Source organism: Sulfolobus tengchongensis (assembly GCF_036967215.1).
Classification (GTDB): domain Archaea; phylum Thermoproteota; class Thermoprotei_A; order Sulfolobales; family Sulfolobaceae; genus Saccharolobus; species Saccharolobus tengchongensis_A.
The window spans coordinates 1,491,464-1,503,544 of sequence record NZ_CP146016.1 but is presented as its reverse complement, the minus strand read 5'-3'; the positions used below and the strand labels follow the sequence as shown (position 1 = coordinate 1,503,544).

Below are 12,081 nucleotides of genomic sequence, written 5' to 3'. Positions count from 1 at the left end.
TAGAAGCGTGAAATTTGAATACTCTTAGTGCAATTTACTTTTGCGTCCAACCCTAGATACGGATGGTTAATTCCCAAATGTTAGTGGGTAAGTAAAGTAAGAGCGTTCAATTTCCCTACAGTGACCGCGAAGGGAGATGGAGGAGGATTATTGGATAATCGTTACTTCGATGCTTTAGGAATTAAGATATGAGCAATATTTTTATAAAGAGCTAATTTAAGGTATATTTATGAACGATGTTAAGAAATTTAAGTATTTTACCGTATCGTCATTAGCTTTTGGGACTTGGAGAATTGGTGGGGGATATTGGTATGCCTCCCACAGTATGGATAATCAATGGGTGAGTGCTATTAAAAGAGCAATTGAGTTGGGTATAAGGGTTATTGATACTGCTGAAATGTATGGTAATGGCCACGCTGAGGAGTTAGTTGGAGAAGCCATAAAGGAATTTAGTAGGGAGGATTTGTTTATAGTCTCTAAGGTTTGGCCTAGTCATGCAGATTATGATAACGTAATAAAATCAGCTAAAAACAGTTCCAAAAGAATAGGTTCCTATATTGACCTTTATTTACTTCACGCACCTTCAAGAGTTCCCATATGTAAGACTATTAAGGCCTTTGAGAGGTTAGTTGATGATGGTGTGATAAGGTTTTTCGGACTTAGTAATTTTGATGTAGACGGCATAGAGAGAGCTGTGGAATGCTCTAGTAAATATGATATTGTAGCTATTCAGAATCACTATAGTCTATTAAATAGGGATGATGAGAGAAAGGCATTATCTTATGCCGAACAAAACGGGTTAATGTACATGGCCTATACTCCATTAGAAAACAGTACATTGTCCAGTAATGAATTTCTAGCAAATATAGGTAAAAAATATGGTAAAACCGCTACTCAAGTTGCCCTAAACTGGTATATCTCTAGAAATAATGTGATACCAATAGTTAAGGCTACTAAAATACCTCATGTTGAGGAAAACGCCGGTGCCATGGGTTGGAGATTATCTGAAGAGGACTGGAAAGCTATTGACGCTCACTTCAGGGAGAAAAGTTACTTCTTGGATAAGTTAATTTCTTCTCTAAAATCCATAAGACCATGGACCTAATGAGATGATACAATCAAACGCTGAATTTTCAATTGCATATAAGATTCTTTCAATTCCATAGAGGATTTACCTGCGGTACAAGGACGCGTTTTTTGGCGCAGAATCAAATTCTTTCAATTCCATAGAGGATTAACATGAATGAATTAGAAGAAGAACTAGTATACGAAATAGTTCAACTTTCAATTCCATAGAGGATTAACTTTCACACTCCTCCTCTAATTCTTTTATGAATTTTATACTTCTTTCAATTCCATAGAGGATTAACTAAATCTGGTCTGTGGAAGGTCTTAAACGGGAGGATACACCTCTTTCAATTCCATAGAGGATTAACGCTGCGGTCTCTGGATTCAGCACCTGGGACTCCAGCTGCCGCTTTCAATTCCATAGAGGATTAACATGTGGCTGCAAAGACGTACTTCAGACTCCTTGTGGAGACCTTTCAATTCCATAGAGGATTAACCATGCCACCAGACATACCTTACCTCATCCCACTCATAAATGACTTTCAATTCCATAGAGGATTAACTTATCAAGATCGACAACTATTATCCGCGCGTTCTCAGTTTCTACTTTCAATTCCATAGAGGATTAACACGCCTCTCTGTCTACTCTGAACTTTAAACTTGATAACTTCTTTCAATTCCATAGAGGATTAACATAAATATTACAATACATATAACATCTTACCAAATTACAGTCTTTCAATTCCATAGAGGATTAACTATCCCTTCGAGTTTAGGTTCGACCAAATAGGATCGGGTTACTTTCAATTCCATAGAGGATTAACACCAAACGCAAAAACCAATGATCCTGGCAGCAGTCCTGAACTTTCAATTCCATAGAGGATTAACGTAATAACGTTTAAAGCCGACAAACACATGCTGATAAAAATCTTTCAATTCCATAGAGGATTAACACTTTTAAGATCGAAAATAGTCTAAAAGAGATCATGAGAGATCCTTTCAATTCCATAGAGGATTAACTGGGTCTTCTTTCCAACGACGCTACTGACGCTAACAAACTTTCAATTCCATAGAGGATTAACTTGAACTTTATGGCATCTATGAATTCTAGCAGTAACTTTTCCTTTCAATTCCATAGAGGATTAACAATCCTTTACACCTTTCTTTTGCAAAAGGAAGAAAATTTTTCTTTCAATTCCATAGAGGATTAACCTCTCCTTCCTTATCTCGTGGGTGTCCAACACCCTCATAGACCTTTCAATTCCATAGAGGATTAACAAACAATGTCTTACCGTTTGGTGTTTATACACAAGAATACTCTTTCAATTCCATAGAGGATTAACTTCTTCTATAGTGATTTTTTCCATATTTGCATATATGCAGAACTTTCAATTCCATAGAGGATTAACCCTGCTTCTTTTACTAGCAACTATCCAGCTACTGGATCTCAACTTTCAATTCCATAGAGGATTAACTTCGTCAATATAGCGCGGTATAACGGTAGTTGAAATAAAGGACTTTCAATTCCATAGAGGATTAACTGAGGGTTTTTAAACCCTCATTAACGCCTATCACTCTCCTTTCTTCTTAATAAGTTTTTTCTCTTTTCTTCATCTTGTATTTTTCTCTCCTTCTCTTTATTTTATTCTATTCCCGGGTTTTGTAGGGATTTTCACTTCTTCTCTATAGAGGTAATTGTTTCAGGTTAACGTCCTACCTTCAAGGAAAGTTAGGTTTAAGGGAATACACTTGCAAAAACGGGACAAAAAATACAGAAATATAATATTCACATTATCATTTCCTGCTGATATATTTTTTCTAATTAAAGTAATCATTTACCTATAAGCCACAACAATGTCATGTCTCAGTGGGAAGGATAGAGTGGGGAGAGAGGTTACGTCAAGGTAAAAGCAAAAATATGGGGATAAGGCGCATTAGCAAGGTGTGAAAAATCTAGTTGAATAAGTTTCATCGTTAGGTATCAAAAATAGTTTTAAGATATATTCAACTTGATTGCGTTATTGCCATCCGTAGACGATATTAATACCTAGACTAGAGGATTGGAATAACGAATTTGTGTCCACAATTTTGAAAAACTTCACAAAGGAAGTGCTTCATGGAGTATTATTAATCTATCTAATTTGGTACGTTATTTTTGCTATGGAGAGAATATCAATGTAAGTTTTTGAAAAACCCTACAAAATAAAGCAACTCTGACCAATTTTCAAGGAGTTGATTTTTGGATCTAGCGATAAGGGTAGAGTAGTTCATGAAACTTTAACAAACTTCATTACCTAATTAATCAACTGCTTTGTGTTTTTATTTTATTTGAATTTTTAAAACCCTAGCTATTTTTTAACGTCCTTTCTGTAGCGATGTAGTAAACTGGGTTAGTTTATAAAATGACCATAACCCAATAATTTTGCAAAATATCGTTCAGATTCAAGTTGCATTATATTTTTATCCTTCATGTATGGAATGGAAGACTCAACGAACATTTCGAAACTGAAGGATTGCACTATTTATAATAAAGTAAATTTCTATTATAAAAGGTTATATTAGAAACAAATTCACAAATTGCTTATAGAAGTTAATTTTAAATTTATACTACTATCAAAAGTACCTATGAAGAGAATTTTAGTTGGTTACGATGGTTCTCAAAACGCTGAAAGAGCCTTAGACTTCGCTATAGAATTAGCTAGCAAGTTTTCCGCTAAATTATACATAGTTGAAGTAATAGACCTTACGGTATTTTATAACGCGGGGGTTCTTCCACCATTGGAGGCTACTAGATCCTTAGAAGAGAAAGCTAAAAAGGATATTAAGAAAGCAGTCGAAAAGGCAAAAGAAAGAGGAGTTGAAGCTGATGGAATAACGCTTGAGGGAGATCCTGCAAATACCATTCTACAATTCGCTTCAGATAATCAAATAGATGTAATAGTAGTTGGAAGTAGAGGTTTATCTAAAATACAACGATTAATTTTAGGTAGTGTATCCAATAAGATAGCTCAAGAATCTAAGGTTACTGTTATAATAGTTAAGTAAATAAGGAAGGAATGCTAACCATTTTTTATGTTTGGCAAACTGGTAGCCATAATTGATAAGCTTAACGAGGGTAACATCATAGAGGCTGGTAATGAGTTATTAAGCATAGCCAGAGATTATAAGGATCAAGATAGAATAATAGACCTTCTAGCTGAAATAGAGAAGGAGATAAAAGAGTTTAGAAGCGATAACGAGTTTCTTCACAAGTCGGATTCTCCCTTTGCGGACCTAGTTAGAAGAAGCGTTGAGGAAATGAAGGTGTGTAGGGAAAATAAGCTAAAGGCGTTAATACTTCACACATTATATATCATAAGTGATGGAAATGAAATATTATTAAATATGATTAAAAAAGTTAATGTGGGAAAGCCAAATACATATATATGACCTTTCAATATATAGGCATATGAGCTTTGATGCTGATGTTATAATAGTCGGCGGTGGTTTAGCCGGGCTTTCCACGGCTATTACTGCGAATAGAGAAGGGCTTTCCACAATTGTATTAGAAAGGGGCGAATACTCTGGGTCTAAGAACGTTTCTGGAGGAAGAATGTATACCCACGCCTTATTGCAATTATTTCCAGATGCGCTTGAAAGGGCTCCATTAGAAAGACCAGTAACGAAGGAAACTTATGAAGTATTCTGTGATGAAGGAAAGAAAATCACCTTTTCGTTTGAACATAAGACTAAGAATAGTTATACCATTCTTAGAGCTAAATTTGATCAATGGTTGGCGAAGGAAGCTGAAAATGAAGGTGTTTTAATCTCTTATTCCACATTAGTTACTAACGCTAGGCGAGAGAAGGATTACATTGTGGTGGAAACTAATAGGGGAGAGCTTAAAGCTCCGTTAATTGTAGATGCAGGTGGAGTAACTTCACCCGTATCTAGGTTTCTAGGAATAAAAAAATTGGAACCAAAAACGCTGATGTTAGGGGTAAAGGAGATTTTAGATGTGAAACCAAATTTACCGGAAGATGAAGGAGAGGCTAGAACAATAATGGGGCTCATAGGAAATCTGAAAGGAGGCGGTTTCGTTTACACAAACAAGGATACGTTATCTGTTGGAGTTACAATAAAAGTCGAATCACTTTATAATTCAAACTTACCATCACATGAAATAGTGGAAAGATTTAGAGAAGCTTTGGGAATAGAGGGGAACATCTTGGAGTACTCGGCACATTTAATTCCCTATTACGGTTATGACAAATTAAGTAACCTTTACGATAGGAACTTAATAGTTGTAGGTGATGCGGCAGGATTTTTAATAAACGATGGATTCAATATCAGGGGAATGGATTTGGCAATAGGTTCTGGAATTGTAGCTGGGAAAGCTTTGAAAAAGATTAAAGAAATGAACGATTACAGTAAAACAGATATTTATTACGAAATGTTGAAAGAATCATTTGTATTACGAGACTTAAAAACAGCCTTGAGGTCATTTAAGGTCTTAAATGAGGAGGAGATATTTACAAAATATCCTAAAATCTTGTGTAATACCTTGAGTAAACTATTTACAGTAACAAGTGATGGAAAGGAGAGACCCATAAACGTCTTAATAACTGAAAGTAAAAACGAAAACGTAAATACTACAAAGATGTTATCAGATATTATGAGGTTATTTATATGACGGTAAATCTTTTGAAGAGATTAGGATTAAATAAGTATAATGTCGATAAGAACTCTCACATACAAGTAAATACCGATATTTGCCTGACATGTAAAGATAAACCTTGTACTAAGGTCTGTCCAGCTGGTACCTATGAGCCATCTCCAGATGGAAGAATAATAGTACACTATGAAAGATGTTTAGAGTGCGGAGCAGCATTAGTAGCTTGCCCGTATGGTGCCATTAAGTTCACTTTTCCAGAAGGAGGTATAAGTTATAAATACGGTTAGGATTTTTATGTTAGTGTGAACTTATTAGTAGTTAATCACAGGGATTTAAAGCATCCCAAATCTGGTGGAGCTGAGCAAGTAATTTACGAAATTTCTAGAAGGCTCGTTAGAAAAGGAATTAACGTAACTTGGCTAGCTGAGGAAGTAAATGGATTGCCAAGAGAAGAGGAAATTGAGGGTATTAAAATATTGAGAAAGGGTAACCCCTTAACGTTACATTTTAAAGCTCCTAGTGAGGCAAGAAAATACGAAGTAGTAATTGATAGTGTTGCTCATGCAGTCCCCTTTTATTCTTATTTAGTTAACAAAAATTCGATAGCGTTAATTCATCACGTTCACCAGGATGTTGTTAAATACGAATTAAATCCATTAATGGCTAGAGTTGTCGCGTTATTGGAAAGGAATGTTAAAAATTACGAGAATTTAATAGCAGTTTCCAATACTACTAAAAGAGATCTAGTGGAAAGAGTTGGAGTTAGGGAAGAAAGGATTAAGGTAATCTATAATGGTATTGATCACAATTTGTATAAGCCAGGTAAAAAGGCAGAAGAACCTACTATTCTATGGATAGGGAGGTTAAAGAAATATAAAAACCCTTTAGATGCAATAGAAATCGCTAAGAGAGTAAAGGCCAAACTTATTATGGTTGGTGGTGGGGATTTAGAGGATGAGGTTTCTAGAAAGATTAAGGAAGTTAATGGTAAGTATTTGGGAAGAGTCAATGAAGAAAGGAAGATTCAACTATATCAATCAGCGTGGATTGTTATAGTTACGTCTTTCATAGAGGGTTGGAGTATGGTAACAGTAGAGGCTAATGCTTGCGGTACTCCAGTTGTAGCTTATAATAAAGGGTCCTTACCAGAAATAATCAATAATGGGGTAAATGGTTACGTGGTTGAATATAAGAATATTGAAGGTATGAGCAAAATCATAAATGAACTACTTAGTAATGAAGATATGATGAAAAAGATGTGGAAAACCAGTTACGAGGAATCCTTGAAATACGATTGGGATAAAAGTGCTGATGAATATTACAAATATTTACAAAACTTTAGCAGATGAGATTTATCAAATAGTAGGAAAACTGTTCGATTAAAATTATTTGTTGTTTTACGATTCTCGTCATCAAGACGTTCCATAAAGTGTGTACTCAAGTTAGGAAGTGACATACTATCGCTTCTAATAGCCAAAATTTATGGGGACAACTTCCTCTTAATAGACAGCTTAACTTTTTACGTAACTCGTTAAAAAGATAAGGCTTAGCCAAATCCTTTGCATTCAACAAGGGCTTTATTTGTACGTTAATTAATTACTCTTCCTTAAAATAAAACCTAGTTAACGCATCGATAATCTTTTGTCTCCCATCATCTATTCCCTTTTCTACTAAACATTTATAATACAAACTACTATTGTTTTCTAGGTTTGCACACTCATTTTTTGCTTTTTTAATTAGCTCCTCACCTTCTCTGATCATTTTACCAAGTTCTTCATCCCTTGAACTTGCTAAGTCCTCTATCTTTTTAACTATCTCCTTGAGCTTGTTTATAGCATCTCTGGAATAAGTTCCATAATAACTTGCAATTTCGATATATTCATTGCAAATTTCAATTTTAATTTTATCGCAAATATGGAAGCATATATGTTCTTCTGGATATAAGTATATGACTGGCTGGAAGGAAGATGCTGATTTGATCAATAAAGCGGTATTCCTTCTTTTACATATTGGACATCTAAAAGTTGTTATCATTCTAACTATTTAGTAATGTTATTTTCTTGTATTTAACTCTCTGGGAGTTAAGAGAGTGAAAGTCCACATCGGTATAATGTCATCGTTAAGATATAAATTTCGGAACTAGCTGAACATGAACATAATAGAAGTAATTTATGCCTTCATGATGGCACTACGAATCTAGAAAAACAATGGCTAAGCTAATGAGCATCTAGATGTTTTCTTTAACGGCTAAATAAAGCAATATAAACGATTATCTTGTTAAATAATTATATTTAAATATGCTAAAGCTTATTAATCTAAAATGTAAATATCACTTATGGATTCAACAATAATGGACTATAATCTCAATATAAAGTCCATCTTCTGGAGAGTAGAAAAGTTATACAGAGATAGGGAGATAATATCTAGAACACATGAGGGAATAAAACGTTATACATACGCTGATTTCGCATTAAGGGTTAGGAAATTAGCCACATTGCTAACTAATCGAAAGTTAGCTGGTGAGAGAGTTGCGTCAATAGCTTGGAATACACATCGCCATTTAGAACTATACTTCGCAGTCCCACTATTAGGCGGAATTTTACATACGGTTAATGTAAGGTTTCATGAGTCAGAGATGGATTACGTAATCAGAGAGATGGAAGATAGAGCTATATTCCTAGATAAGGACATAACTTACAAAAACAATGCGTTGCCAATTTTCATTTTTGATGAAAAATATGACGAAGAAGTGGATTCGCAAGAACCATTTAGTGACTTTCCAGACGTAGATGAGAAGCAAGGCGCAATTGCTTGTTTTACTTCTGGAACAACCGGAAAACCTAAGGGAGTTATATACAGTCATAGGAGTGTGTTTATTCATTCTTTATCTTTACTTGCAAGTGACGTATTAGGTATTTCCTCCTCAGATACTGTATTACCAATAGTGCCAATGTTTCATATATCAGCGTGGGATTTACCTTTTGCCTCACTAATGACCGGAGCCAGATTAGTTTTACCTGGTCCTAGACCTAAGGCGGAGGATATTGTAAAATTAATAAAGGATCATAAGGTAACTGTCGGGGTAGGTGCTCCCACTGTTTGGATAGATGTAGTAGCTTACGTTGAGAGAGAATCATTGGATTTATCTCCATTAAAAGTCGTAGTTACAGGGGGAGCAGAACCACCTTTAGGATTAATTAAGAAACTAAAAGAGTTAGGAGTTAAAACGTATCATGCTTGGGGTATGACAGAAACCGAGGCTATAGCCACAATTAATAAGAGTGATGATATAGAGAAAATGTCTGAGCAAGGTTACCCAATTCCCGCCTTCGAAATTACGTTAATGGATCCTGAAGGAAAGGAATTGCCTTGGGATGGGAAATCAGTAGGAGAGTTGGTTGCCAGAGGGGCGTTTGTAACTAAAAAGTACTTTAACAATCCATCTAACATATTAGTTAATAATAGGTGGTTTAGAACTGGTGATGTAGCTAAAATAAATCAAAATGGAAGTGTTAAAGTAGTGGATAGGCTCAAGGATTTAATTAAAAGTGGTGGAGAATGGATAAGTAGCGTAGATTTGGAAAATGCAATAATGTCATATGAAAAAGTACTAGAAGCTGTAGTAGTTGGAGTGAAAGATGAGAAATGGGGCGAGAGACCAATAGCACTAGTAGTTAAGAAGCCTGGAAAGGAAGTTACAGAACAGGAAATCATTGAATACTTGAAATCATTGAATAGATTTCCAAAATGGTGGTTACCAGATAAAATAATATTCGTCGAATCAATACCTAAAACTAGTACTGGAAAACTAGATAAAAAAGTGATAAGAGATCAGCTAAATACTATCTTAAAGTAATACATAGTTGTTATAAATGGGAAAAAGATACGAAAATGCTTTGCGGGCTTTTTCAAAACCTACGTTACTCTTTGGATTCTCCTTATGGTAAAAATGATGTTAAACCAGATAGTTTACAAATCCCCCACAAAACAATACGGAAAAAGCAAAAAATTATATGAAAAATAAAAGTTAATGTCGCACCCAAATTTTTAAGGAGTTGGAAAAGATAGGACGAAAGCATGGCATAACTAAAAAAGTGAGCTAATAATAGGTGCATCATAAGAATTACTAACAAATATATAACTAGCGAAAATTGGTATTTGGTATGGAGAGAAAAGTTTAAGTACTGTGACACAAAAATATTACCTAAAAATAAAGGCAGAGGTTAGCGTCTAGATTGCTCATCAAGCCTCAGTTTGGCCCCTGTTCATTATCCCCCTGCTGTTCCCATTGTTAATCACGATAACTTTTTGAACCCTACATTTAATAAACCCATCGAAAACTGTCAAGAGAGTATCCTACTTGTATAAAATTGAATAATATCAGTTTCTCTTGAATTAAAGAAATATAAAATACTATGGAAATATTAGAAATTAGTTGAATTTGGCTAAGAGATAAAAAGAGGGTAATACTTATGAGAGACTGGGAGAATATAATACCATGAAACCCTAAGCTGATATAGTTTAAATTGTTTATGGTTGAAGGAGTTCAACTATAACGGTTAATCTTCATTACTTAGTACCCCCTAAGTAACTTAGGAGGGGGTAAGTTATAGCGTTGTTTGATCCGAGACCAAAGAGAACATTGAAAGATATTTTTGACAGAGAAAAAAAGATATAGAGTTATTGAAAAATCATTAGGTTTACCTTTGAAAGAGATTAACAAAAAGTTAAGGAAAATGAAAAGTACTTTATCGCTGATAAGCTTTTAGCTGAATCATTATAAAGAAATGGGTAATTCCTTTAATCAAGAGTGTAAGTGTACTCGTAGTCAAAAATTTTTATATATGTGTTCTCGTTATCAAGATAAAATAGAAATCAAATTAATGATATTAATTTTCTTCATCAAGTTTGAAATCTAGTGCATGAGGTCTATAACTTAAACAACACCTTGATTGTTGCAAAAATTTTTAGACCTATAGGTTATCATGGCATCAGAAAAGGAAAGATATTAAAAAATGTCAACTCATCCTTATCTTGATAATTTATAAATTAACTGCAGAATATATTAATTATGCAATATACGATTCACGCCATAACCCACAATAAATGGGATAATTCGTTAACTCCCATAATGAGTATAACTGATGGAGATATAATTACTGTGGAAACTAAGGAAGCATCAGATGGTCAGGTTACACCAACATCTAATGAAAAAGATCTCCTTAAGTTAGACTTTTCTAAAATTCACCCGCTAACTGGGCCAATAGAAGTCAAGAATGCAGAACCGGGTGATGCAATAGAAATAGAATTCTTGGAGTTTAAGCATAAGGGATGGGGATGGACTGGTGTACTTCCCGGTTTCGGATTTCTGGCTGACGAGCAATATACCGCACCAATAGACCTTCAAGGTCCTGCGTTAAAAATTTGGAAAGTTGATGAAAAGTACGCTTACGCTAAGTTTGGAGACCTAAATGTGAAAATACCAATTTATCCTTTTCCCGGCGTAATTGGCACTGCGTTGCCTTATAGGGGTAAATTAAGTACAATACCTCCCAGAGAAAATGGGGGAAATATGGATATAAAGCACTTAACAGTAGGAACTAGGTTATATCTTCCTGTGTTCGTTAAAGGGGCTTTGCTCTCAATAGGAGATACTCATTTGGCTCAAGGTGATGGTGAAGTTTGTGGCACCGCAATAGAGGCTCCTATGGAGGTTACAATGAGAGTTAGGCTGATAAAGAACCTTGGGATAACTCAACCACTCTTCGTTACAAAGAAAGTAAAGGAAATGGAATATGGAGAATATATAGCTTATCCGGGGATAGATCCTAATTTATGGAATGCGTCCAAGAAAGCTATAAAGGGTATAATTTCAATATTGTCTAAGTATATGGCTCCAGTAGAGGCGTATATATTAGCTAGCGTCGCCGTAAATCTTAGGGTTAGTGAAGTCGTGGATGTTCCAAACTGGATTGTTACAGCTTACTTACCAAAGGACATATTTGAGACTGAAATAGAGATCTTTTGATAATTATGTTCTAAACTTTGTGGTAAAGATGAAAAGCCCCTCATAAAAAGTATAAATAAGACAGTCCATAGCGTTACCATGAAGGCATAAATTATTCTAGGCTTTTTGCATTTATTTTCACACTTTATTTCACGCAAGTATTATCTTTTGCTCCTTATAGAGAAAATATAACTACCTAAAATTTTTAACTATTTGATGACATTATGGGACAGTTATACAGAATTTTGCAACTATGGTTACAAATTGAATAGAGGTTTACATTCAGTATGAGTACTCTACTACCACTACGTACAAGCAGTCAAATGTAAGCATGCAATTTACGTGAAGGCTA

The 12,081-nt window shown here is 34.8% G+C and carries 9 protein-coding genes and 1 CRISPR repeat array; of the genes, 8 read left to right on the top strand and 1 reads right to left on the bottom strand.

Annotation, left to right across the window (positions count from 1 at the left end; genetic code table 11):
• Positions 1-229 precede the first annotated feature (229 nt).
• From V6M85_RS07170 to V6M85_RS07145, 6 genes are all read left to right on the top strand, one after another.
• Complete coding sequence (locus tag V6M85_RS07170; protein WP_338598345.1) at positions 230-1,105, top strand: aldo/keto reductase; 876 nt, start codon at positions 230-232, stop codon at positions 1,103-1,105.
• 46 nt (positions 1,106-1,151) lie between these two features.
• A CRISPR array of direct repeats spans positions 1,152-2,609; the repeat unit is 24 nt; unit sequence CTTTCAATTCCATAGAGGATTAAC.
• Between the two features lie 1,084 nt (positions 2,610-3,693).
• Entirely contained in the window at positions 3,694-4,113 is a 420-nt protein-coding gene (locus V6M85_RS07165) for a universal stress protein (RefSeq protein ID WP_338598343.1), read from the top strand.
• Positions 4,114-4,140: 27 nt separating this feature from the next.
• On the top strand, positions 4,141-4,497 hold the full coding sequence (locus V6M85_RS07160) for a hypothetical protein (RefSeq protein ID WP_338598341.1): 357 nt from the start codon (positions 4,141-4,143) through the stop codon (positions 4,495-4,497).
• Between the two features lie 19 nt (positions 4,498-4,516).
• Positions 4,517-5,740: an NAD(P)/FAD-dependent oxidoreductase gene (locus V6M85_RS07155; protein ID WP_338598339.1), complete on the top strand. Its 1,224-nt coding sequence runs from the start codon at positions 4,517-4,519 to the stop codon at positions 5,738-5,740.
• Positions 5,737-6,009 (top strand): ferredoxin family protein, encoded by a 273-nt coding sequence (locus V6M85_RS07150; protein WP_338598338.1) that lies wholly within the window; start codon positions 5,737-5,739, stop codon positions 6,007-6,009. The genes V6M85_RS07155 and V6M85_RS07150 overlap by 4 nt, the downstream gene beginning before the upstream one ends.
• A 15-nt stretch (positions 6,010-6,024) precedes the next feature.
• Positions 6,025-7,071 carry a glycosyltransferase family 4 protein gene (locus tag V6M85_RS07145; RefSeq protein ID WP_338598336.1) on the top strand — a complete coding sequence of 349 codons (1,047 nt, stop codon included), beginning with the start codon at positions 6,025-6,027 and terminating at the stop codon, positions 7,069-7,071.
• Positions 7,072-7,318: 247 nt separating this feature from the next.
• Here the strand turns inward: V6M85_RS07145 and V6M85_RS07140 are convergent, their stop codons facing one another.
• A complete protein-coding gene (locus tag V6M85_RS07140; protein ID WP_338598335.1) occupies positions 7,319-7,756 on the bottom strand; it encodes a hypothetical protein in 438 nt (145 codons plus the stop codon).
• 301 nt (positions 7,757-8,057) lie between these two features.
• On the opposite strand from V6M85_RS07140, the gene V6M85_RS07135 reads away from it, so the two are divergent.
• Positions 8,058-9,578, top strand: coding sequence for a long-chain fatty acid--CoA ligase (locus V6M85_RS07135; RefSeq protein WP_338598333.1), 1,521 nt, complete (start codon positions 8,058-8,060; stop codon positions 9,576-9,578).
• Positions 9,579-10,793: 1,215 nt separating this feature from the next.
• Positions 10,794-11,750 carry an acetamidase/formamidase family protein gene (locus tag V6M85_RS07130; RefSeq protein ID WP_338598331.1) on the top strand — a complete coding sequence of 319 codons (957 nt, stop codon included), beginning with the start codon at positions 10,794-10,796 and terminating at the stop codon, positions 11,748-11,750.
• Positions 11,751-12,081 lie beyond the last annotated feature (331 nt).

Excerpts from the sequence above, each read along its gene's own strand:
- V6M85_RS07150 (WP_338598338.1), top strand. The coding sequence starts at position 5,737 with ATGACGGTAAATCTTTTGAAGAGATTAGGATTAAATAAGTATAATGTC.
- V6M85_RS07155 (WP_338598339.1), top strand. The coding sequence starts at position 4,517 with ATGAGCTTTGATGCTGATGTTATAATAGTCGGCGGTGGTTTAGCCGGG.
- V6M85_RS07170 (WP_338598345.1), top strand. The coding sequence starts at position 230 with ATGAACGATGTTAAGAAATTTAAGTATTTTACCGTATCGTCATTAGCT.
- V6M85_RS07160 (WP_338598341.1), top strand. The coding sequence starts at position 4,141 with ATGTTTGGCAAACTGGTAGCCATAATTGATAAGCTTAACGAGGGTAAC.
- V6M85_RS07130 (WP_338598331.1), top strand. The coding sequence starts at position 10,794 with ATGCAATATACGATTCACGCCATAACCCACAATAAATGGGATAATTCG.
- V6M85_RS07140 (WP_338598335.1), bottom strand. The coding sequence starts at position 7,756 with ATGATAACAACTTTTAGATGTCCAATATGTAAAAGAAGGAATACCGCT.
- V6M85_RS07165 (WP_338598343.1), top strand. The coding sequence starts at position 3,694 with ATGAAGAGAATTTTAGTTGGTTACGATGGTTCTCAAAACGCTGAAAGA.
- V6M85_RS07135 (WP_338598333.1), top strand. The coding sequence starts at position 8,058 with ATGGATTCAACAATAATGGACTATAATCTCAATATAAAGTCCATCTTC.